We start from the raw sequence: 23,588 nt of genomic DNA, 5'->3' as shown, positions 1-23,588 counted from the left end.
TATTGAATGCAGAACGATAAAGATCTCTCCACGTGGCAGACCTTCCGCCGACTTTGGCCGATTATTGCACCGTTTAAAGCCGGGCTAATCGTAGCGGCGGTGGCGTTAGTGCTTAACGCGGGCAGTGACACCTTCATGTTATCGCTTCTTAAACCGTTATTGGATGATGGTTTTGGTAAAACGGATCGCTCAGTGCTGCTATGGATGCCGCTGGTGGTTATCGGGCTGATGGTGCTGCGTGGGATCACCAGCTACATCTCGAGCTATTGTATCTCCTGGGTTTCCGGCAAAGTGGTGATGACCATGCGTCGTCGCCTGTTCGGCCACATGATGGGTATGCCGGTGGCATTCTTTGACAAGCAGTCTACCGGGACGCTGCTGTCACGTATCACCTATGATTCCGAGCAGGTCGCTTCCTCTTCTTCCAGCGCGCTGATCACCGTGGTCCGCGAAGGGGCATCGATTATCGGCCTGTTCGTGATGATGTTCTATTACAGCTGGCAGCTGTCGCTGATCCTGATCGTACTGGCGCCTATCGTGTCGGTAGCAATCCGCGTGGTCTCCAAGCGTTTTCGCAATATCAGTAAGAATATGCAGAACACGATGGGGCAGGTCACCACCAGCGCCGAGCAGATGCTGAAAGGACACAAAGAGGTGCTGATGTTTGGCGGCCAGCAAGTGGAAACCAAACGTTTTGATAAGGTCAGCAATAAAATGCGCCTGCAGGGGATGAAGATGGTTTCCGCCTCGTCAATCTCCGACCCGATCATTCAGCTTATCGCCTCCCTGGCGCTGGCCTTTGTCCTCTACGCCGCCAGCTTCCCGAGCGTGATGGACACTCTGACCGCCGGGACCATTACCGTGGTCTTCTCCTCCATGATTGCGCTGATGCGTCCGCTGAAGTCGCTGACCAACGTCAATGCCCAGTTCCAGCGCGGGATGGCGGCATGCCAGACGCTGTTTGCGATCCTCGATTCCGAGCAGGAAAAAGACGAAGGTACGCGCGTCATTGAGCGGGCGAAAGGCAATCTCAAGTTCGAGAACGTCACCTTTACCTATCCGGGTCGCGAAGTGGCCGCGCTGCGCAATATCAATCTCGATATCCCGGAAGGGAAAACCGTGGCGCTGGTGGGACGCTCCGGGTCGGGTAAATCGACCATCGCCAGCCTGATCACACGCTTCTACGATGTCGACGACGGGCAGATCCTGCTGGATGGCCACGACCTGCGCGAGTACAAGCTGAGCTCGCTGCGCGACCAGGTCGCGCTGGTTTCACAGAACGTGCACCTGTTCAATGATACCGTCGCTAATAACATCGCCTATGCCCGTACCGAAGAGTACAGCCGCGAGCAAATTGAAGAGGCTGCGCGGATGGCCTACGCCATGGACTTCATCAACAAGATGGACAATGGCCTGGATACCATCATCGGCGAAAATGGCGTGATGCTGTCCGGCGGCCAGCGCCAGCGTATTGCTATCGCCCGTGCGCTACTGCGTAACAGCCCGATCCTGATCCTCGATGAAGCCACCTCGGCGCTGGATACCGAGTCCGAGCGTGCGATTCAGGCGGCGCTGGATGAGCTGCAGAAAAACCGCACCTCGCTGGTTATCGCCCACCGTCTGTCAACCATTGAGCAGGCTGATGAGATCGTGGTGGTTGAAGACGGGCGGATTGTGGAGCGCGGTACACACCACGACCTGCTGGAGCATAAAGGCGTATACGCCCAGCTGCATAAGATGCAATTCGGCGAATGATCGCACGCATCTGGTCCGGTGAATCGCCGCTGTGGCGCCTGCTGCTGCCGCTCTCCTGGCTGTATGGCCTGGTGAGCGCGGTGATTCGCCTCAGTTATCAGCTGGGGTGGAAAAAAGCCTGGCGCGCGCCGGTGCCGGTGGTGGTGGTCGGTAACCTGACCGCCGGCGGCAATGGTAAAACGCCGGTGGTGATCTGGCTGGTGGAGCAGCTGCAACAGCGCGGCATTCGCGTTGGGGTGGTCTCCCGCGGCTACGGCGGTAAAGCCGAACGCTACCCGCTGGTGTTAACTGACCGGACCAGTACGGCGCAGGCAGGCGATGAACCGGTGCTTATCCATCAGCGCACCGGCGCGCCGGTGGCTGTCTCTCCACTGCGCAGCGACGCGGTGAAATCGCTGCTCAGCGCGCACGATCTGCAGATTATCGTGACCGACGATGGTTTGCAGCACTATAAGCTGGCGCGGGACCGGGAAATTGTCGTCATCGACGGCGTGCGCCGCTTTGGCAACGGCTGGTGGCTGCCTGCCGGGCCGATGCGCGAGCGGGCGTCGCGCTTGCAAAGCGTTGATGCGGTTATCGTCAACGGCGGCGTGGCGCGTCCGGGAGAGATCCCGATGCAGCTGCGTCCCGGGATGGCGGTCAACCTGCTCACCGGCGAACGTCGCGATGTCTCTACCTTCACTAACGTGGTGGCAATGGCCGGCATCGGCCATCCGCCGCGCTTTTTCGCCACCCTCGAAAGCTGTGGCGTCCAACCGGTCAAAACCGTGGCTCTGGCGGACCATCAGGCGCTGAGCCAGGCCGATGTCGCCGCCCTGGTAACCGCCGGGCAGACGCTGCTGATGACCGAAAAAGACGCCGTGAAATGTCGCGATTTTGCCGCTGCGAACTGGTGGTATTTACCGGTCGACGCCATAATGGCCGATGAACGCGCACAGCGGTTGCTTGCGGACATAGCGACGTTGGCGCAACGTTAACCGACGCGCCGGCTTTGCTCGCCGCTGTGCTGGAAATCCTGACGGAGAACCTGCATGTCGGTATTGCAACTATCGCTTAATGAGGCGCGCCACCTCCATCTCGCGGCGCAGGGGTTATTAAAAAAGCCCCGGCGTCGCGCTCGCCCAAATGACATCCTTTCCACCATCCAGCAGATGTCGCTGCTGCAAATCGATACCATCAACGTGGTGGCCCGCAGCCCCTACCTGGTGCTGTTCAGCCGCCTCGGCAGCTATCCGCAGCACTGGCTGGATGAGTCGCTGCGCAACGGCGAGCTGATGGAATACTGGGCGCATGAAGCCTGTTTTCTGCCGCGCAGCGATTTCGCCCTTGTGCGCCACCGGATGTTGAACCCCGACAAGATGGGCTGGAAATATCATCGCGCGTGGATGGAGGAGCATGCCGGCAGTATTGCAGAGCTGGTGGCGCATATCGGCCAAAACGGGCCGGTTCGCTCGGCGGATTTTGCCCACCCTCGCAAAGGCGCCAGCGGCTGGTGGGAGTGGAAACCGCATAAGCGCCACCTGGAAGGGCTGTTTACCGCCGGGGAAGTGATGGTGGTGGAGCGGCGCAACTTTCACCGCGTGTATGATTTAACCCGGCGGGTGATGCCGCACTGGGACGACGAGCGCGATGCGCTTTCACGCGATGCCGCAGAGGCCATTATGCTGCGCAACAGCGCCCGCAGCCTCGGCATCTTCCGTCCCCAGTGGCTGGCGGATTACTATCGTTTACGTCAGCCGGCGCTGCCGGGTCTGCTGGCGGCCTGGCAGGAAGAGGGGCTGGTGATCCCGGCCAACGTGGAAGCGCTTGGCGAGATGTGGCTACATCGCGATGCGCTGGCGCAGCTGGAGTCCGCGCCCGGCGGTAAACTTACCGCCAGCCATAGCGCCGTGCTCTCGCCCTTCGACCCGGTGGTCTGGGATCGGAAACGCGCTGAGCAGCTGTTCAACTTCAGCTATCGCCTGGAGTGCTATACCCCTGCGCCGAAGCGTCAGTATGGCTACTTCGTACTGCCTCTGCTGCACCGGGGAAAACTGGTCGGGCGGATGGACAGTAAAATACATCGCAAAAGCCGGGAACTGGAGATCTTCGCCCTGTGGCTGGAGGATGGGGTGAAGATCACCCGTGGTCTGGAGCAGGGGCTGCGCCAGGCGATCAACGATTTCGCACGCTGGCAATCGGCAGAGCGGATCCTGTGCCGACGCCTGCCGGAAGGGCTGTTTGTCGGCCAGACGCAGGGGTGGGAAATCGATGCCGATTGATCCCGGCGCCGACCTTCCTGTGTTATGCTGCTGAGAAATCTATCCGGTCCATCAGGAGGAAACATGGATCACCGTTTACTTGAAATCATCGCCTGCCCGGTCTGTAACGGTAAGCTGTATTACAGTCAGGATAAGCAAGAACTTATTTGCAAACTTGATAGTCTGGCGTTTCCGCTCCGCGACGGCATCCCTGTGCTGCTGGAGACAGAAGCGCGTCCGCTGGCGGTAGAAGAGAGTCACTCATGAGTTTCGTGGTCATTATTCCTGCGCGTTTCGCCTCCACGCGCCTGCCGGGAAAACCACTGCAGGACATTAACGGCAAGCCGATGATTGTCCATGTGCTGGAGCGCGCCCGCGAATCCGGCGCGGAACGCATTATTGTCGCCACCGATCACGAAGATGTCGCCCGGGCGGTTGAAGCCGCCGGCGGCGAGGTCTGCATGACCCGCGCCGACCATCAGTCCGGCACCGAACGGCTGGCGGAGGTGGTGGAGAAGTGCGCGTTCAGCGATGACACCATCATCGTCAATATCCAGGGCGATGAGCCGATGATCCCCCCGGCTATCGTCCGCCAGGTGGCGGAGAATCTGGCTGCCAGCACCAGCGGAATGGCGACGCTGGCGGTACCGATCCACGATGCGGAAGAGGCGTTTAATCCAAATGCGGTCAAAGTAGTGATGGATGCGCAGGGCTATGCGCTCTATTTCTCCCGCGCCACCATTCCCTGGGATCGCGATCGCTTTGCCCACTCCCGCGACGCCATTGGTGATTCTCTGCTGCGCCACATCGGCATCTATGGCTATCGCGCCGGCTTTATTCGCCGCTACATCAGCTGGGCGCCAAGCCCGCTGGAGCAGATTGAAATGCTCGAGCAGCTGCGGGTGCTGTGGTATGGCGAGAAGATCCACGTCGCCGTGGCGGCCGAAGTGCCCGGTACCGGCGTCGATACCCCTGAAGATCTGGCGCGCGTCCGCGCTGAACTGCGCTAGTCCTCTGTCCCCTCCTTGCAGGAGGGGATATCCCCACCAGTTTTATGCTTTTTTTGCCCATTTTTGATCTTATCCGATGACAACCCAGGTGCGGGCGCTCATTATGAAATCAGTAGTGTTCATAGGGGTAATCGACAATGGAACAGTTGCGAACCGAACTCAGTCACCTGCTTGGCGAAAAGCTGAGCCGGGTGGAGTGTGTCAGTGAAAAAGCCGCTACGGCGCTGTGGTCCCTGTATGACGCGCAGGGAAATCCGATGCCGCTGCTGGCGCGAAGTTTCACCACGCCCGGGGTGGCGCGGCAGCTGGCCTGGAAGATCTCCACTCTGGCGCGCAGCGGTACGGTGCGCATGCCGGTGGTCTACGGCGTGATGACGCACGAAGAGCATCCCGGGCCGGACGTGCTGCTGCTTGAGCGCCTGCGCGGCGTCCCGGTGGAGGCGCCCACCCGCACCCCGGCGCGCTGGGAGCAGCTGCAGGAGCAGATCGTCGAGGCGCTGCTGGCCTGGCATCGTCAGGACAGCGGCGGCTGCGTGGGGATGGTCGATAATACCCAGGACAATCTGTGGCCGAACTGGTACCGGCAGCGGGTGGCGATGTTGTGGAGCACCCTGAACCTGTATCAGGATACCGGCCTGACGATGCAGGATAAGCGGGTTTTGTTCCGCTCTCGCGAGTGTCTGCCGGAGCTGTTCCGCGATTTCAATGATAATGCCGTGCTGGTGCACGGCAATTTCACCCTGCGCAGCATGCTGAAAGATCCGCGCAGCGACCAGCTGCTGGCGATGGTCGGCCCGGGGATGATGCTGTGGGCGCCGCGGGAGTACGAACTGTTCCGTCTCGCGGAGGGGGGCCAGGCCGAGCAGCTGCTATGGCGCTACCTGCAGCAGGCGCCGGTTTCCGAGGCCTTTGTCTGGCGGCGCTGGCTTTATCTGCTGTGGGATGAAGTGGATAGTCTGGTCAATACCGGGCGCTTTGACCGCGCCCGTTTCGACCTCGCCGCAAAATCACTCCTGCCCTGGCTTGCCTGAGCTGCCTTTCAGCCATTGCCAAACGCGACCGAGCGTTTCATAGCCGACCCGGTCGCTGTGCATCAGCCACACCGGAGAAGGAATGACCCGCTCCCACGGATTGAGCGGTGACGTGATCGCCATCTGATTAGCCGGTGCGGGCAGCGGGTCCAGACCGGCATGGCGAAAGAAGATCATCGCCCGCGGAAGGTGTGACGCCGAGGTGACCAGCAGGAAGGGGGCGTCGCCGATGGCGCCCTTCACCGCCAGCGCTTCCTCTTCCGTATCTTTCGGTTTATCGAGCACGATGATATCGCTGCGCGGTACGCCGAGGCTCTCCGCCACTCTCGCCCCGGCCTCCGCCGTGCTGACGGGGTTGGTTTTTGCCGCCGCGCCGGTAAAGATCATTTTCGATCCCGGATTCTCCTGCCACAGGCGAATGCCCTCCGTCAGGCGCGGCAGGCTGTTGCTGATAAGGTTAGAGCTTGGCGCCCACTCCGGGTTCCAGGTATAGCCGCCGCCCAGCACCACCACGTAGCTCACCGGCTGCTCGCCGCGCCAGGTGGGATAGCGATCTTCTATCGGTTTAAGCAGGCTGTCTGCCACGGGCTGCAGGCTCAGCAGCGCCAGCAGCAGCCAGCCGAGGCTCACGCACAGCTTCCCGGTACGTTGAAAGCGGCTGAACCATAACAGGGCGATCCCGATACCGATCAGCAACAGCAGGGCAGGAAGCGGCAGCAGCAGACCGCCGACGATCTTTTTTAGCGTGAAAAGCATGCCAGATGGTTCCTTTTTTAACCATATAACCAAAGTTATGTTCGGATCTTATAACAGATCGCTTCATTCTCGGCGCGGGTATGACAAAATAGCGGTTTTGTGTTGGCTTGTGGAGTCGCCCGTGCAGGATCGCAATTTCGATGACATTGCTGAAAAGTTTTCGCGCAATATTTACGGCACCACAAAAGGCCAGCTGCGCCAGGCGATCCTCTGGCAGGATCTGGAGCCGCTGCTGGCGCAGCTGGGGCCGGGACCGCTGAGGGTACTGGATGCCGGCGGCGGCGAAGGGCAAACGGCCATTAAAGTGGCGCAACTGGGCCATCACGTGACGCTGTGCGATCTCTCTGCTGAAATGGTGGCCCGCGCCCGCCAGGCTGCTGTCGATAAAGGTGTGATCGACAACATGCATTTTGTACAATGCGCGGCTCAGGATATTGCGCAGCACTTGGAAAGCCCGGTCGATCTGGTACTGTTTCATGCGGTGCTGGAGTGGGTGGCGGAGCCCCAGGCGGTGCTGCGTACCCTGTGGTCGACGCTGCGTCCTGGCGGCGGCTTGTCGTTGATGTTCTACAATGCTAACGGCCTGCTGATGCACAATATGGTTGCCGGTAATTTCGATTACGTACAACTGGGCATGCCAAAAAAGAAAAAACGCACGCTGTCGCCGGATTATCCGCGTGAGCCGCAGCAGGTTTATCACTGGCTGGAAGAGATTGGCTGGCAAATTGTCAGCAAAACCGGCGTGCGGGTGTTTCATGATTATCTGCGTGAAAAACGCCAACAGCATGACAGCTATGCGGCGCTGCTGGAGCTGGAGACGCGCTACTGTCGTCAGGAGCCGTACCTCAGCCTGGGCCGTTATATTCATGTCACCGCGCTTAAGAGCCAGGCTCATAGCCGCAGATGCAAGGATAAAGTATGAGTGAATTTTCCCAGACAGTCCCCGAACTGGTTGCCTGGGCCAGGAAAAATGATTTTTCTATCTCGCTGCCGGTCGACAGGCTCTCTTTCCTGCTGGCGATCGCCACCCTGAATGGCGAACGGCTGGAAGGAGAAATGAGCGAGGGAGAACTGGTGGATGCGTTCCGCCACGTGAGTGATGCGTTTGAGCAGACCAGCGAAACCATCAGCCAGCGCGCCAATAACGCCATCAACGATTTGGTGCGCCAGCGTCTGCTGAACCGCTTTACCAGCGAAATTACCGAAGGCAATGCAATCTATCGTCTGACGCCGTTGGGGATCGGGATCACCGATTATTATATCCGGCAGCGCGAATTTTCGACGCTGCGTCTCTCGATGCAGTTGTCGATCGTCGCCGGCGAGCTGAAGCGCGCGGCGGACGCGGCAGAAGAGGGCGGCGATGAGTTTCACTGGCATCGCAACGTTTTTGCCCCGCTGAAGTATTCGGTGGCGGAAATTTTCGACAGCATCGACCTGACGCAGCGCATCATGGATGAGCAGCAGCAGCTGGTGAAAGACGATATCGCGCAGCTGTTGAACAAAGACTGGCGCGCGGCGATTTCCAGCTGTGAACTGTTGCTGTCGGAAACTTCCGGCACCCTGCGTGAGCTGCAGGATACGCTGGATGCGGCGGGGGATAAGCTGCAGGCGAATCTGCTGCGCATTCAGGATTCGACCATGGCGCGCGACGATCTCCATTTTGTCGACCGGCTGGTGTTCGATCTGCAAAGCAAGCTCGACCGCATCGTCAGCTGGGGCCAGCAGGCGATTGACCTGTGGATCGGCTATGACCGCCACGTGCACAAGTTTATCCGTACCGCTATCGATATGGATAAGAACCGCGTCTTCGCTCAGCGTCTGCGCCAGTCGGTACAGACCTATTTTGATGAGCCGTGGGCGCTGACTTACGCCAACGCCGACCGTCTGCTGGATATGCGCGACGAGGAGATGGCCCTGCGCGATGAAGAGGTCACCGGCGAGCTGCCTGCGGACCTTGAATTTGAAGAGTTTAACGAAATTCGCGAGCAGCTGGCGGCGCTGATCGAAGCGCAGCTGGCGGTCTATAAAGAGAAAGGAATACCGCTGGATCTCGGCCTGGTGGCGCGGGAGTTCCTGGCGCAATATCCGCGCGGGCGTCACTTTGACGTGGCGCGGATCGTCGTGGATCAGGCGGTACAGCTGGGCGTCGCCCAGGCAGATTTCACCGGACTGCCAGCCAAATGGCAGCCGATTAATGATTACGGAGCCAAGGTACAGGCGCATGTCATTGACAAATATTGAACAAGTGATGCCGGTTAAGCTGGCGCAGGCGTTGGCCAATCCGTTATTTCCGGCGCTGGACAGCGCCCTGCGCGCGGGCCGACATATCGGCCTCGACGAGCTGGATAATCACGCATTTTTGATGGATTTCCAGGATTATCTGGAAGAGTTTTATGCTCGCTATAACGTCGAGCTGATCCGCGCGCCGGAGGGCTTCTTCTACCTGCGCCCGCGTTCCACAACCCTGATTTCACGCTCGGTGCTGTCCGAACTGGATATGATGGTGGGCAAAATTCTTTGCTATCTCTATCTCAGCCCGGAGCGCCTGGCAAATGAAGGGATTTTCACCCAGCAGGAGCTGTATGACGAGCTGCTGACCCTGGCGGATGAATCCAGGCTGCTGAAGCTGGTCAACAATCGTTCCACCGGTTCGGATCTGGACCGCCAGAAGCTGCAGGAAAAAATGCGCGCGTCGCTTAACCGCCTGCGCCGTCTGGGGATGGTGTGGTTTATGGGCCATGACAGCAGCAAGTTCCGTATTACCGAATCGGTATTCCGCTTTGGCGCCGATGTGCGTGCCGGCGACGACCCGCGAGAGGCGCAGCGCCGCCTGATCCGCGACGGGGAAGCGATGGCCCTGGAAAATCACCTGCAGCTCAATGATGAGAATGAAGAGAACCAGCCGGATAGCGGGGAGGAAGAGTAATGATTGAACGCGGTAAGTTTCGCTCGCTGACGCTGGTTAACTGGAACGGTTTCTTTGCCCGGACCTTTGATCTTGATGAACTGGTCACCACCCTCTCCGGGGGGAACGGCGCCGGTAAGTCGACGACCATGGCGGCCTTCGTCACGGCGCTGATCCCCGATTTAACCCTGCTGCACTTCCGTAACACCACCGAAGCGGGGGCCACCAGCGGCTCACGCGATAAAGGCCTGCACGGGAAGCTGCGCGCCGGGGTCTGTTACTCCGTGCTCGACGTTATCAACTCGCGCCATCAGCGCGTGGTGGTCGGCGTGCGTCTGCAGCAGGTTGCCGGGCGCGATCGCAAAGTCGATATCAAGCCTTTCGCCATTCAGGGGCTGCCCACCGCTATCCTGCCGACCCAACTGTTAACCGAAACGCTGAACGATCGCCAGGCGCGCGTGGTCAGTCTCAATGAGCTGAAAGACAAGCTCGAGGCGATGGAAGGGGTCCAGTTTAAGCAGTTCAACTCGATTACCGAGTATCACTCGCTGATGTTCGACCTGGGCGTGGTGGCGCGTCGTCTGCGTTCCGCCTCCGATCGAAGTAAATACTATCGCCTGATCGAGGCCTCGCTGTACGGCGGGATCTCCAGCACCATTACCCGCTCGCTGCGCGACTACCTGTTGCCGGAAAACAGCGGCGTGCGTAAGGCATTCCAGGATATGGAAGCGGCGCTGCGGGAAAACCGCATGACCCTCGAGGCGATCCGCGTCACCCAGTCCGATCGCGATCTGTTCAAACACCTGATCAGCGAAGCCACCAACTACGTGGCGGCGGACTATATGCGTCACGCCAACGAGCGGCGCATTCATCTTGATAAGGCGCTGGAGTATCGTCGCGATCTCTTTACCTCCCGTTCACAGCTGGCGGCAGAGCAGTATAAGCACGTCGACATGGCCCGCGAGCTGCAGGAGCATAACGGCGCAGAAGGCGATCTGGAAGCGGATTACCAGGCCGCCAGCGACCACCTGAACCTGGTGCAGACCGCACTGCGTCAGCAGGAAAAAATCGAGCGCTACGAAGCGGATCTCGACGAGCTGCAGATCCGTCTGGAAGAGCAGAACGAAGTGGTGGCGGAAGCCATCGATCGCCAGGAAGAGAACGAAGCCCGCGCCGAGGCCGCCGAGCTGGAAGTGGATGAGCTGAAAAACCAGCTCGCCGACTATCAGCAGGCGCTCGACGTGCAGCAGACCCGCGCCATTCAGTATAACCAGGCGCTGCAGGCGCTGGAGCGCGCGAAGGCGCTGTGTCATCTGCCGGATCTGACGCCGGAGAGCGCCGACGAGTGGCTGGAAACCTTCCAGGCGAAAGAGCAGGAAGCGACGGAGAAAATGCTGTCGCTGGAACAGAAAATGAGCGTGGCGCAAACCGCGCACAGCCAGTTTGAACAGGCCTACCAGCTGGTGGCGGCGATTAACGGCCCGCTGGCGCGCAATGAAGCCTGGGACGTGGCGCGCGAATTGCTGCGCGACGGCGTGAACCAGCGTCACCAGGCCGAGCAGGCGCAGGGGCTGCGTAGCCGCCTCAACGAGCTGGAGCAGCGCCTGCGCGAGCAGCAGGACGCCGAGCGCCAGCTGGCTGAGTTCTGCAAACGCCAGGGCAAACGCTACGATATCGACGATCTGGAAACGCTGCATCAGGAGCTGGAAGCGCGCATCGCTTCGCTGGCCGACAGCGTTTCTAACGCGCAGGAACAGCGCATGACCCTGCGCCAGGAACTGGAGCAGCTGCAGTCACGCACTCAGACGCTGATGCGCCGGGCGCCGGTCTGGCTGGCGGCGCAGAACAGCCTTAACCAGCTGTGCGAGCAGAGCGGCGAGCAGTTTGAGTCCGGCCAGGAGGTTACCGAATACCTGCAGCAGCTGCTGGAGCGCGAGCGCGAAGCTATCGTTGAACGTGACGAGGTCGGCGCCCGCAAGCGCGCCATCGACGAAGAAATTGAGCGTCTCAGCCAGCCGGGCGGTTCGGAAGATCCGCGCCTCAACGCGCTGGCGGAACGGTTCGGCGGCGTTCTGCTGTCCGAGATCTACGATGATGTCAGCCTTGACGATGCGCCGTACTTCTCCGCGCTGTACGGTCCGTCGCGCCATGCCATCGTGGTGCCGGATCTGTCGCAGGTTGCCGAGCAGCTTGAAGGACTGGAAGATTGTCCGGAAGATCTCTATCTGATCGAAGGCGATCCGCAGTCCTTTGACGATAGCGTATTCAGCGTGGATGAGCTGGAAAAAGCGGTGGTGGTGAAGATCGCCGACCGCCAGTGGCGTTATTCACGCTTCCCGTCGCTGCCGCTGTTTGGCCGCGCCGCGCGTGAAAACCGCATTGAAACCCTGCATGCCGAGCGTGAATCGCTGTCCGAGCGTTTTGCGACCCTGTCGTTTGACGTGCAGAAAACTCAGCGTCTGCATCAGGCCTTTAGCCGCTTCATTGGCAGCCATCTGGCAGTGGCCTTTGAGGACGATCCGGAAGAAGAGATCCGCAAACTCAACAGCCGCCGCGGCGAGCTGGAGCGCGCGCTGAGCGCCCATGAAAGCGATAACCAACAGAACCGCGTGCAGTATGAGCAGGCGAAAGAGGGCGTGTCGGCGCTCAACCGCCTGCTGCCGCGCCTGAATCTGCTGGCGGATGATACGCTGGCCGACCGCGTGGACGAGATCCAGGAACGTCTGGACGAAGCGCAGGAGGCCGCGCGCTTTATTCAGCAGCACGGCAACCAGCTGGCGAAGCTGGAGCCGATTGTTTCGGTGCTGCAGAGCGATCCGGAGCAGTTTGAGCAGCTGAAAGAAGATTACGCCTATGCGCAGCAGACCCAGCGCGATGCGCGCCAGCAGGCTTTTGCCCTGGCGGAAGTCGTCCAGCGCCGGGCCCACTTCAGCTACTCCGATTCGGCGGAAATGCTCAGCGGCAACAGCGATCTCAACGAGAAACTGCGCCAGCGCCTGGAGCAGGCGGAAACCGAACGCAGCCGCGCGCGCGACGCGATGCGTGCCCATGCGGCGCAGCTTAGCCAGTACAATCAGGTGCTGGCCTCGCTGAAGAGCTCGTATGACACCAAGAAAGAGCTGCTCAACGATCTGTATAAAGAGCTGCAGGACATTGGCGTGCGCGCCGATGCCGGCGCGGAAGAGCGTGCCCGTGCGCGTCGCGATGAGCTGCACATGCAGCTGAGCAATAACCGCTCCCGTCGCAATCAGCTGGAGAAAGCGCTGACCTTCTGCGAAGCGGAAATGGACAACCTGACCCGCAAACTGCGCAAGCTGGAGCGCGATTACTGCGAAATGCGCGAGCAGGTGGTGACCGCCAAGGCGGGCTGGTGCGCGGTAATGCGCCTGGTGAAAGACAACGGCGTCGAGCGTCGTCTGCACCGCCGCGAGCTGGCCTATCTCTCTGCCGACGAGCTGCGCTCCATGTCGGATAAGGCGCTCGGTGCGCTGCGTCTGGCGGTCGCCGATAACGAACATCTGCGCGACGTGCTGCGTATCTCGGAAGATCCGAAGCGCCCGGAGCGCAAAATTCAGTTCTTCGTTGCCGTCTACCAGCATCTGCGCGAGCGTATCCGCCAGGATATTATCCGCACCGATGATCCGGTGGAAGCGATCGAGCAGATGGAGATTGAGCTCAGCCGCCTGACCGAAGAGCTGACAAACCGCGAACAGAAGCTGGCCATCAGCTCCCGCAGCGTGGCCAACATTATTCGCAAAACCATTCAGCGCGAGCAGAACCGTATCCGAATGCTCAACCAGGGATTGCAGAGCGTCTCCTTCGGCCAGGTCAACAGCGTGCGTCTGAACGTCAACGTGCGCGAGACCCACTCGACGCTGCTTGATGTGCTCTCCGAGCAGCATGAACAGCATCAGGATCTGTTCAATAGCAACCGCCTGACCTTCTCGGAAGCGCTGGCCAAGCTCTATCAGCGCCTGAATCCGCAGATCGACATGGGGCAGCGCACGCCGCAAACCATCGGCGAAGAGCTGCTCGACTACCGCAACTATCTGGAGATGGAAGTGGAAGTTAACCGCGGCTCCGACGGCTGGCTGCGCGCGGAGTCCGGCGCGCTGTCCACCGGGGAAGCGATCGGTACCGGGATGTCGATTCTGGTGATGGTCGTCCAGAGCTGGGAAGATGAATCCCGCCGCCTGCGCGGCAAGGATATCTCGCCTTGCCGTCTGCTGTTCCTCGATGAAGCGGCGCGTCTCGACGCCCGCTCCATCGCCACGCTGTTCGAGCTGTGCGAACGTCTGGAGATGCAGCTGATTATCGCGGCGCCGGAGAACATCAGTCCGGAGAAAGGCACCACCTATAAACTGGTGCGTAAGGTGTTCAATAATCATGAACACGTCCACGTGGTGGGGCTGCGCGGGTTTGCCGCGCCGCTGCCGGAAGCGCTGCCGGGCACAGCCGACGCCTCCTGAGGCTGCGGCTACATTCTGGCGGCTAAGCGGTGAAGAGGGCAACGTTACGTTGCCCTTTTTTTCTATCCAGCCCGGTATGCGAGGGTGGTATAATCTTTAAACTTCTTTACATTAGGTAAGGCAAAAGCCTTTTCGTCTTTATATACTGAAAAAAGAGCCCCAATTTTGTGGGCAGCAATGTGTGACAACAGGGGGCAAGGGATGTTGCTAAAGAAACGGTATGGTCGTCCATTGTCAGCGCTCAGCCTGAGCCTGGCACTGGCATTTGCTCCGCTGTTCAATGTCCAGGCCGAAGAGCCTGAAGTCGTACCCGGCGACAGTTCTGCGGCGCCCGCCGAGGTTTCCGCCGCGCTGGCGCAAAGCGATGGGCAATCGCCGGCGGTCGCGAAGCTGGCCGGTGAGCAGCCGCTGTCGATGGAGGCGGCGGCAAACAGCCGCGCCCAGATCGAGGCGCTGTTGCCGGCAGGGTACAAACCCGTCTTTATGAATCCGCTGGTGTCGCTATACGCCGCCAGGGATATGAAACCGATGTGGGAAAACCGCGAGGCAGTGCAGGCGTTCCAGCAGCAGCTGGCGGAGATCGCCATCGCCGGTTTTCAGCCGCAGTTTACCACCTGGGTCAGTCTGCTGACCGATCCCGCCGTCAGCGGCATGGCGCGCGATGTGGTGCTGTCGGACGCCATGATGGGCTATCTGCACTTTATCAGCGGCATCCCCACCCAGGGGACCCGCTGGTTGTACAGTTCAACGCCGTACAAGATGGCGACCCCGCCGCTGTCGGTGATTAACCAGTGGCAGCTGGCGCTGGACAATGGCTCCCTGCCGGCGTTTATCGCCGGCCTGGCGCCGCATCATCCACAGTATGAAGCCATGCATCAGTCGCTGCTGGCGCTGGTGGCTGATTCTCGCCCATGGCCGCAGATGACCGGCAGCGGCTCGCTGCGCCCCGGCGAATGGAGCAATGATATCGGCGCCCTGCGCGAGATCCTCCAGCGTACCGGAATGCTGGACGATACCGCCAATATCGTTCTGCCCGGCGATGTGGTGAGCCCATCGGCGAAGAAAAAGAGCAAACCTGCGGCGCGCGGCGTGTACGATCGCCAGCTGGTGGAGGGGGTTAAGCGCTTCCAGGCGATGCAGGGGCTGGGGGCGGATGGTGTCATCGGCCAGTCGACTCGCGACTGGCTCAACGTCTCTTCCGCGCAGCGCGCAGGGGTGCTGGCCCTGAACATTCAACGTTTACGCTTACTGCCGGGCAAACTGTCCACCGGCATTATGGTCAATATTCCGGCGTTCTCGCTGGTCTATTATCAGGACGGCAGCCAGGTGCTGGCCTCGCGGGTAATTGTGGGGCGTCCGGATCGCAAAACGCCAATGATGAGCAGCGCGCTGAATAACGTGGTGGTCAATCCGCCATGGAACGTGCCGCCAACCCTGGCGCGCAAAGATATCCTGCCGAAGGTGCGTAACAATCCAGGCTATCTTGAGCAGCATGGCTACACCGTCATGCGCGGCTGGAACAGTAAAGAGACCATCGATCCTTATCGGGTCGACTGGTCTACCATCACCGAGAACAACTTACCGTTCCGTTTTCAGCAGGCGCCCGGAGCGCGTAACTCGCTCGGACGCTACAAGTTCAATATGCCGAGCTCCGATGCCATCTACCTGCACGATACGCCGAACCATAACCTGTTCCAGAAGGATGTTCGTGCGCTCAGTTCCGGCTGTGTGAGGGTGAATAAGGCTTCGGAACTGGCCAATATGCTGCTGCAGGATGCGGGCTGGAATGACACGCGTATTTCCGATGCCCTGAAGCAAGGGGACACGCGCTATGTCAATATTCGGCAAAATATACCGGTGAATTTATATTACTTAACGGCGTTTGTGGACGCTGATGGACGTACACAATATCGAACAGATATTTACAATTACGATATCACCGCGCGATCCAGCGCACAAATTCTGACGAAAGCTGAGCAATTAATCAGGTAAATGAAGTAGTTCAATGGATTTTGTTGTCCTAGCACTGGGTAAAAAAGGGCGCTGCTCCGCTGCAGCGCCCGATTTTTCTGGGGTGAGGCTGCCTTGACGTTGGCAATAATGCCCGGTAAGGTGCCTTTCGTGCGCCAGAAGTGCATATACATATCATTCCGCTCAATGCGTGACGCAGTCAGCGCGAACGCTCTCTTTTGCCGGGCAGCATCACGGCTGTGGCGAGCGATGGCGTGCTGAGGTTCAGCATTGCGCAAAGCGGAAAAAGTATATAACGATTCATTGACTGTAGACCTGATTATCATGGACAAATTTGACGCTAATCGCCGCAGATTGCTGGCGTTGGGTGGTGCTGCGCTGGGTGCTGCCGCCATTCTCCCTGCGCCGGCATTTGCCACCCTCTCGACCCCCCGTCCGCGTATTTTGACGCTGAATAACCTGCATACTGGTGAATCACTCAAGGCGGAGTTTTTCGATGGCAGAGGCTATATTCAGGATGAATTAGCAAGACTTAACCATTTTTTCCGTGATTACCGCGCGAATAAAATTAAGTCCATCGATCCAAATCTGTTCGATCATCTTTATCGGTTGCAGGGACTACTTGGCACCAACAAACCTGTCCAGCTTATCTCTGGCTATCGTTCCCTCGATACCAATGATGAGCTTCGCGCACGAAGCCGTGGTGTAGCAAAACACAGCTATCACACCAAGGGGCAGGCAATGGATTTCCATATTGAAGGTATTTCGTTAAGCAATATTCGCAAAGCGGCGTTATCTATGCGCGCAGGTGGTGTAGGATACTACCCACGTAGTAACTTTGTGCATATTGATACCGGTCCCGTAAGGCACTGGTAACGAAAGGAGCGTCATGAACTATCGTATTATTCCGGTTACCGCGTTCGCGCAGAACTGTTCTCTTATCTGGTGCGAACAAACCCGGCTGGCGGCGCTGGTCGACCCTGGCGGCGATGCTGAACGTATCAAAGCGGTGGTGGCGGAGGCTGGCGTCACGCTGATGCAGATCCTGCTGACGCATGGCCATCTCGATCACGTCGGCGCCGCTGCGGAACTGGCGCAGCATTATGGCGTACCGGTTATTGGTCCGGAAAAAGAAGATGAGTTCTGGCTGGAAGGATTACCGGCGCAAAGCCGGATGTTCGGCCTGGAGGATTGCCAGCCGCTGCGTCCGGATCGCTGGCTCAATGAAGGCGATGTGGTTAATGTGGGGAATGTGGCGCTGCGGGTACTGCACTGCCCGGGCCATACGCCGGGTCACGTGGTCTTCTTTGATGACGCTTCCCGACTGCTCATTTCCGGAGATGTGATTTTCAAAGGCGGGGTGGGGCGCAGTGATTTTCCACGCGGAGACCATGGACAGCTGATCGCGGCCATTAAGGATAAGCTGTTGCCGCTGGGCGATGACGTGACCTTTATTCCCGGCCATGGTCCGCTGTCGACGCTGGGTGAGGAACGCCGCAACAACCCGTTCCTGCAGGATGAGATGCCGGTCTGGTAACCGACCTGACGCGAACGTAAAAAAGGCCGCATTCGCGGCCTTTTTCTTTATAGCGAATAATATCGCTTACAGCACGGCGACGATGGCTTCACACAGCGGCGCCATGTTGTCAGGCGTCATGCCGGCCACGTTGATACGGCCGGACGCGACCGCATAGATGGCGAACTCTTCACGCAGACGCAGCACTTGCTCTTTAGTCAGGCCGCTGAACGAGAACATACCGTTCTGCTTGCTGATAAAGCTGAAGTCGCGGCTCGCGCCTTTCTCCTGCAGGGTGTTGACGAACAGCAGGCGCATACGCTGGATGCGCTGGCGCATATCGGTCAGCTCCTGCTCCCAGATTGCCCGCAGCGCATCGTTGCTCAGGATGGTCGCGACCACGGACGCGCCGTGCGCTGGCGGGTTGGAGTAGTTAGCGCGGATCACCGACTTCATCTGGCTGAACGCGCGGTCTACGGTCTCCTGATCGGCGGCGACCAGGGTGCAGGCGCCGACGCGCTCGTTGTACAGGCCAAAGTTTTTCGAGTAGGAGCTGGCGACCAGCAGCTCTTTATGCAGAGCAGCAAAGGCGCGCAACCCTTCAGCATCTTCTTCCAGACCGCGGGCGAAGCCCTGGTAGGCGAAATCGAACAGCGGCAGCCAGCCTTTCTCGACCGACAGCTGCGCCAGCGTCTGCCACTGGTCGAGCGTCGGATCGATGCCGGTCGGGTTGTGGCAGCAGCCGTGGAACAGTACCACGTCGCCCGCCTGGGCTTCGTTCAGGCTGGCCAGCAGACCATCAAAGTCCAGCGCGTGGTTAGCCGCATCGTAGTAGGCATATTCACGTACTTCCAGCCCGGCGGAGGTAAACACACTCTTATGGTTTGGCCAGCTTGGATTGCTTACCCACACGCGTTTCACGTCGGTGTTTTTGGCGAGGAAGTCTGCGGCGACGCGCAGCGCACCGGTACCGCCCGGGGTCTGCGCGGTGCGGGCGCGTTTATCGGCGATAATCGCATTGCCTTTACCGAACAGCAGCTCCTGGGTGCAGCGACCAAATTCAGGAATACCATCGATGCCCAGATAGTTTTTAGTCGTTTCATTTTCCAGCAGGTACTGCTCTGCTTTTTTGACGCTGGTCAGAACGGGTGTTTTACCGGTTTCATCCTTGTAAACACCAATTCCGAGGTTAATCTTTTCAGGGCGGTCATCGGCACGAAACAGATCGGCCAGACCTAAAATCGGGTCGGCTGGGGCGGCGGTAATGTTCTCAAACATGACGAGGTTCCATTGTGATTACTGAAGGGAAATCCGCTATCAGGTTAACGGGAGAACAACGAATTGCCAACCGTTTGCGATAAAAAGCGCGAAGGTTTTCGAAAGATACGATCTTTGCCTCAGGAATAGAGAAAAGCAGGACCGAAGTCCTGCTCTGAAGGCATATCACGAAGGGGTGTACTGCAGATTAGAACTGGTAAACGATACCCACGGCCGCCTGGTCGTCGGTCGCTACGCCAGCTTCACGCGTATAAGCGTTGTCGTCCAGTTGGTTGAACTTGTACGCCGCATAAACGTTCATGTTCTTGTTGAAGTAGTACCAGGTACCCACTTCGACGTATTTAACCAGATCCGCATCGCCGCCGGAGAAGCCGCCGCGCGCCTGCAGGTCTTTGCCTTTGGTCTGTACGTAGCCGATGGACGGACGCAGGCCGAAGTCGAACTGATACTGTACAACGGCTTCGAAGTTCTGGGTTTTGCCAGCGAAGTAGTTACCCTGGTTTTCCGGGGTCATGTTGTAAGTCTGGGAGTACATGACGGCCGCGTAGACATTGTTGGCGTCATATTTTGCAGAGGTTGCCCAGGCTTCGGCTTTGTCGCCATTGCCGTCAGCTTTCTGGTCTACGCTGCGGTTGGAGCCGGAGTAGCCAGCAGACAGCGCGATACCGTTGTCGAACGCGTAGGTCGCCGCGGTGCTGAAGCCGTCGCCATTCTGCTTGTGAATCGAACGGTCGTGGTCGTTTTTACCCTGGTACTGCAGCGCGAAGCTCAGGCCGTCAACCAGACCGAAGAAGTCAGAGTTACGGTAGGTTGCCACGCCGTTGGTACGGCCGGTCATGTAGTTATCGGTGTAGTTCCAACCGTCGCCACCCCATTCAACCAGCATATCGGTTGCTGCTTCGACGTCGTAGATCGCGCCGTAGTTACGGCCGTAGTCGAATGAACCATACTCGCCCGCTTTCAGACCTGCGAACGCCAGACGGGTTTTCGTCGGCTGGGAACCTTCAACATTGGAGGCGTCCATGTTGTATTCCCACTGACCGTAGCCGGTCAGCTGATCGTTGATCTGGGTTTCGCCTTTCAGGCCGATACGGGCGTAGGTGGTATCGTCGCTGCTGGTGTCGCCATTGGTGGTCCAGACGTGCTCGCCGACCATTTTTCCGTAGAAGTCCAGTTTGTTGCCGTTTTTGTTATAGATTTCTGCAGCGTTAGCTGCACCGGCTACCAGCAGGGCAGGGATCACCACTGCCAGAATATTGCGCTTCATCATTATTTATTACCCTCATTAATATTTTTTATATGAACACGTGCCACTGCCGTCAATAAGTTCTGTCAATAAAAACTTACAGAACCATTGATGAGAGTTTGGTGTCTGAAGGCATCTTTCCATCCGCGACAACGTTTCGCTAGCCGGAAAATGCTACTAATATCTCATATGAGTAACAAAACGAAAAAACATGTAACTAAATATGTATTTATGGGAACTTTGTGAACTTAATCAAAATTCCATTCCACATGGTGAGGTAAATCGCCTTTCCATATCTATCTATATGAATTATTTATGATTAATTTGGATAAGCGTAAATTTGCTCATTTTGTGTGTTGAATTCGCCTTCTTTTTATTCAGCCTTTGTCTTGGCAAGACGTGCGGCGCGTGGTTAAAAAATGAGCAAATTTATCAGAGGTTTTGCTCTGTTATGAACATAAAGTGCGATCTGCATCACCCGGATGCACCGAAACAGTGCGTAACATAAATGTGAATCCGAGGCCTTGATGTTTAAGTTTGTTGAATTTTGATAACAGTAATTGACATAAAAAAAGGCCAGCTTGCGCTGGCCTTTCAGGTTTATGTCAGAAAAATTTAGAATGTCGCGTTGCGCGGGGTCCGCGGGAACGGGATGACATCGCGGACGTTCTGCACGCCGGTCACGTAGGCGATCAGACGCTCGAAGCCCAGGCCAAAGCCGGAGTGTGGAACGGTGCCGTAGCGGCGCAGGTCGCGATACCACCAGTAGTCTTCTTTATTCAGACCCATCTCGGCCATACGCGCGTCGAGCACGTCGAGGCGCTCTTCACGTTGGGAACCGCCGATGATCTCGCCAATACCCGGCGCCAGGACGTCCATTGCCGCGACGGTTTTACCGTCTTCGTTAAGGCGCATGTAAAAGGCTTTAATATCTTTCGGATAGTTTTTCACTACCACCGGCGCTTTGAAGTGTTCTTCAGCCAGGTAACGTTCGTGCTCGGAGGAAAGATCCACGCCCCAGTAGACCGGGTTCTCGAACTGCTTGCCGCAGTTTTCCAGAATAGTGACGGCGTCGGTATAATCCACCTGCGCAAAATCAGCGGTGATAAAGCGCTGCAGACGGTCGATAGCGTCTTTATCAACGCGCTCGGCGAAGAACTGCATGTCGTCCGCGCGCTCTTCCAGTACCGCTTTAAAGACGTACTTGAGCATCGCTTCCGCCAGGCCGGCAACATCGTTCAGGTTAGCGAAGGCCACTTCCGGCTCCAGCATCCAGAACTCCGCCAGGTGGCGGCTGGTGTTGGAGTTTTCCGCACGGAAGGTCGGGCCGAAGGTGTAAATCTTCGACAGCGCGCAGGCATAGGTCTCGCCGTTCAGCTGGCCGGAAACGGTCAGGAACGACTCTTTACCGAAGAAGTCTTTGTCGAAATCGACTTTGCCCTGATCGTTACGCGGCAGGTTTTCCAGATCCAGCGTCGACACGCGGAACATTTCGCCGGCGCCTTCGGTATCGGAGGCGGTGATCAGCGGGGTGGAGACCCAGAAGAAGCCCTGCTCATCAAAGAAGCGATGCAGCGCCTGCGCCAGGGTGTGACGCACGCGGGCAACCGCGCCGATCAGGTTGGTGCGCGGACGCAGGTGGGCCACCTCACGCAGATACTCGATGCTGTGACGCTTGGCCGCCATCGGGTAGGTGTCCGGGTCTTCCACCCAGCCGGTCACTTCCACGTTGGTCGCCTGGATCTCAAAGCTTTGACCCTGGCCCTGGGAAGCCACGACTTTACCGGTGACAATCACCGAGCAACCGGTGGTCAGACCCAGCACTTCCTGATTGTAATTGGGCAGAGAATTATTAATAACGGCCTGTACAGGATCAAAGCAGGAACCGTCATAGACGGCGAGGAATGAAAAGCCAGCTTTTGAATCTCGGCGGGTACGCACCCATCCGCGGACCGTGACTTCGCTGTCAACGGCAACGCGGCCCTGGAGTACGTCGGCTACAGGCACAACGCTCATAATAATCTCTCTATATAGTCCAATAAAAAAGTCTCTTCCCCCTACAGCGGGGGGATATCTATGTTACCTGTCATCTTCCATCAGACAAGTAGATTTCGCATCATAAGCGGATAATTCGGCAATAAATAATAAAGAAAAAGGAGCCTGAAAGGCTCCTTAGGGAAATTAGCTCGCCTTTTTAATCGGCGGCAGGTCGAACGCCTCGCGCAGGGCACGGACGAAGGCCTTATCGTGGCAGATGGTTTTCCCCGGGCTGTCGGAGAGCTTCGCCACCGGCTTGCCGTTACATTCCACCAGCTTAATCACGATATTGAGCGGTTTAACCTGCGGCAGATCGCAGGTTAAACGGGTACCAATACCAAAGCTCAGCTTCACCCGCGAGGCGAAGTGGCGATACAGGTCGACGGCTTTCGCCAGGTCGAGATTATCGGAGAAGACCAGCACTTTGCTCAGCGGATCGATGCCCAGCTTCAGGTAATGGGCGATGGCTTTTTCACCCCATTCCACCGGGTCGCCGGAGTCGTGGCGCAAACCCTGATAGCGGGTGGCGAACTCCGGACCGAAATCGCGCAGGAACGCATCCATGGTGATGCAGTCGGTCAGCGCGATGCCCAGCTGGTCAGGATACTCTTCCAGCCAGGCGGCGAGGGCCGCCCGCTGGCTGCTGGCCAGGTTCGGGCTGATCTGCTGGTGGGCCTGGAACCACTCATGGGCCTGGGTGCCCATCGGGGTTAAGTTCAGACGGCGCGCCAGATCGTAGTTGCTGGTGCCGACAAACCAGGGCTCCTGCTGCAGGCGTTGCACAATGGCTTCCTGTACATCGCGTGAAAAACGACGGCGAGTGCCGAAATCCATCAGGCGGAAGGCGCTCATATCGAGGTCAGCGGTCATGGTGGCGAAGTCGCCTAGCTTATGCTCCAGCGCGTTTAGCGCTTGTTCAACGCCCATCTCGGGTGAACGGTAGCGATGGACCAGCTCGCTTATCACCGCCAGCAGCGGGACTTCCCACATGATGGCTTCCCGCCACGGGCCGGTGAGGCGAATGTTCAGCTTGCCGTTGTCATTGGCGACCGTGACCTGGCGCGGGTCATAGCGAAAATCGCGCAGCCAGTCGAGGTAATCCTGGCGAAAAAAGGGAAGGGTGGACAGCCAGCGATATTCATCATCCCGCAGCCTCAGATCGCGCATGGACTCCACCTGCTCGCGGATCGCGTCGGCATAAATGCCGAGCAGGTCGTCTCCACGGCAGCGAAACTCCGCCGCCACATGTACATCGCCGTAGCGGTGGAAGACAGCCTGCTGCATGTGCAGCTTGTAGGCATCCGTATCAAGCAGCGAATGCAGTACAGGAGAAGTGAATTGTGTCATGGTGCGCAGTAGCATCCTCTCACTGGA

At 58.4% G+C, this 23,588-nt stretch carries 18 protein-coding genes; 13 read left to right on the top strand and 5 right to left on the bottom strand.

The window, feature by feature from the left end; translation table 11 throughout:
- Positions 1-6: 6 nt before the first annotated feature.
- From msbA to ACOI7D_RS03890, 6 genes are all read left to right on the top strand, one after another.
- Complete coding sequence (msbA, locus tag ACOI7D_RS03915) at positions 7-1,755, top strand: lipid A ABC transporter ATP-binding protein/permease MsbA (RefSeq protein WP_109546491.1); 1,749 nt, start codon at positions 7-9, stop codon at positions 1,753-1,755.
- The gene (gene lpxK, locus ACOI7D_RS03910; RefSeq protein ID WP_101991837.1) at positions 1,752-2,732 is read left to right on the top strand and encodes a tetraacyldisaccharide 4'-kinase; all 981 of its coding nucleotides are present in this window, start codon (positions 1,752-1,754) and stop codon (positions 2,730-2,732) included. The genes msbA and lpxK overlap by 4 nt, the downstream gene beginning before the upstream one ends.
- 54 nt (positions 2,733-2,786) lie before the next feature.
- Positions 2,787-4,016 (top strand): winged helix-turn-helix domain-containing protein, encoded by a 1,230-nt coding sequence (locus ACOI7D_RS03905; RefSeq protein ID WP_109546490.1) that lies wholly within the window; start codon positions 2,787-2,789, stop codon positions 4,014-4,016.
- A gap of 63 nt (positions 4,017-4,079) precedes the next feature.
- Positions 4,080-4,262 (top strand): protein YcaR, encoded by a 183-nt coding sequence (gene ycaR, locus ACOI7D_RS03900; RefSeq protein WP_004201390.1) that lies wholly within the window; start codon positions 4,080-4,082, stop codon positions 4,260-4,262.
- Positions 4,259-5,005, top strand: a complete 747-nt coding sequence (kdsB, locus tag ACOI7D_RS03895) for a 3-deoxy-manno-octulosonate cytidylyltransferase (RefSeq protein ID WP_109546489.1) — start codon at positions 4,259-4,261, stop codon at positions 5,003-5,005. The genes ycaR and kdsB overlap by 4 nt, the downstream gene beginning before the upstream one ends.
- 137 nt (positions 5,006-5,142) lie before the next feature.
- Positions 5,143-6,036: a YcbJ family phosphotransferase gene (locus ACOI7D_RS03890; protein WP_004201393.1), complete on the top strand. Its 894-nt coding sequence runs from the start codon at positions 5,143-5,145 to the stop codon at positions 6,034-6,036.
- Here the strand turns inward: ACOI7D_RS03890 and elyC are convergent.
- Positions 6,013-6,792, bottom strand: coding sequence for an envelope biogenesis factor ElyC (elyC, locus tag ACOI7D_RS03885; RefSeq protein ID WP_023289026.1), 780 nt, complete (start codon positions 6,790-6,792; stop codon positions 6,013-6,015). The genes ACOI7D_RS03890 and elyC overlap by 24 nt on opposite strands.
- Before the next feature lie 121 nt (positions 6,793-6,913).
- Between elyC and cmoM the strand changes: the two genes are divergently transcribed.
- The 7 genes from cmoM to ACOI7D_RS03850 all read left to right on the top strand — a co-directional run bounded on the left by cmoM (position 6,914) and on the right by ACOI7D_RS03850 (position 17,674).
- Positions 6,914-7,714, top strand: a complete 801-nt coding sequence (gene cmoM, locus ACOI7D_RS03880; RefSeq protein ID WP_017899447.1) for a tRNA uridine 5-oxyacetic acid(34) methyltransferase CmoM — start codon at positions 6,914-6,916, stop codon at positions 7,712-7,714.
- Complete coding sequence (mukF, locus tag ACOI7D_RS03875) at positions 7,711-9,033, top strand: chromosome partition protein MukF (protein WP_002898189.1); 1,323 nt, start codon at positions 7,711-7,713, stop codon at positions 9,031-9,033. The genes cmoM and mukF overlap by 4 nt, the downstream gene beginning before the upstream one ends.
- Complete coding sequence (mukE, locus tag ACOI7D_RS03870) at positions 9,014-9,718, top strand: chromosome partition protein MukE (protein ID WP_004150840.1); 705 nt, start codon at positions 9,014-9,016, stop codon at positions 9,716-9,718. Before mukF ends, mukE begins: the two co-directional genes overlap by 20 nt.
- Positions 9,718-14,166 carry a chromosome partition protein MukB gene (mukB, locus tag ACOI7D_RS03865; RefSeq protein ID WP_023289028.1) on the top strand — a complete coding sequence of 1,483 codons (4,449 nt, stop codon included), beginning with the start codon at positions 9,718-9,720 and terminating at the stop codon, positions 14,164-14,166. Before mukE ends, mukB begins: the two co-directional genes overlap by 1 nt.
- A gap of 201 nt (positions 14,167-14,367) precedes the next feature.
- Positions 14,368-16,158 carry a L,D-transpeptidase gene (ldtD, locus tag ACOI7D_RS03860; RefSeq protein ID WP_044521923.1) on the top strand — a complete coding sequence of 597 codons (1,791 nt, stop codon included), beginning with the start codon at positions 14,368-14,370 and terminating at the stop codon, positions 16,156-16,158.
- Between the two features lie 303 nt (positions 16,159-16,461).
- Positions 16,462-17,013: a YcbK family protein gene (locus ACOI7D_RS03855; protein ID WP_004201403.1), complete on the top strand. Its 552-nt coding sequence runs from the start codon at positions 16,462-16,464 to the stop codon at positions 17,011-17,013.
- A gap of 13 nt (positions 17,014-17,026) precedes the next feature.
- Positions 17,027-17,674, top strand: coding sequence for an MBL fold metallo-hydrolase (locus ACOI7D_RS03850; protein ID WP_023289031.1), 648 nt, complete (start codon positions 17,027-17,029; stop codon positions 17,672-17,674).
- Between the two features lie 66 nt (positions 17,675-17,740).
- Here ACOI7D_RS03850 and ACOI7D_RS03845 read toward each other — a convergent pair whose 3' ends face one another.
- From ACOI7D_RS03845 to pncB, 4 genes are all read right to left on the bottom strand, one after another.
- The gene (locus tag ACOI7D_RS03845; RefSeq protein ID WP_017899450.1) at positions 17,741-18,931 is read right to left on the bottom strand and encodes an amino acid aminotransferase; all 1,191 of its coding nucleotides are present in this window, start codon (positions 18,929-18,931) and stop codon (positions 17,741-17,743) included.
- Positions 18,932-19,118: 187 nt separating this feature from the next.
- Positions 19,119-20,201, bottom strand: coding sequence for a porin OmpK35 (gene ompK35 / locus ACOI7D_RS03840; RefSeq protein ID WP_004201406.1), 1,083 nt, complete (start codon positions 20,199-20,201; stop codon positions 19,119-19,121).
- Positions 20,202-20,792: 591 nt separating this feature from the next.
- On the bottom strand, positions 20,793-22,193 hold the full coding sequence (gene asnS, locus ACOI7D_RS03835) for an asparagine--tRNA ligase (protein WP_420667933.1): 1,401 nt from the start codon (positions 22,191-22,193) through the stop codon (positions 20,793-20,795).
- 165 nt (positions 22,194-22,358) lie between these two features.
- Positions 22,359-23,561, bottom strand: coding sequence for a nicotinate phosphoribosyltransferase (gene pncB, locus ACOI7D_RS03830; RefSeq protein WP_109546488.1), 1,203 nt, complete (start codon positions 23,559-23,561; stop codon positions 22,359-22,361).
- Between the last annotated feature and the right edge of the window lie 27 nt (positions 23,562-23,588).

This window comes from Klebsiella sp. C360 (assembly GCF_048822415.1).
Taxonomy (GTDB): Bacteria; Pseudomonadota; Gammaproteobacteria; order Enterobacterales; family Enterobacteriaceae; genus Klebsiella; species Klebsiella quasipneumoniae.
Note: the sequence above shows the minus strand (reverse complement) of the source record. Positions and strands in the feature narration are given on the sequence as shown.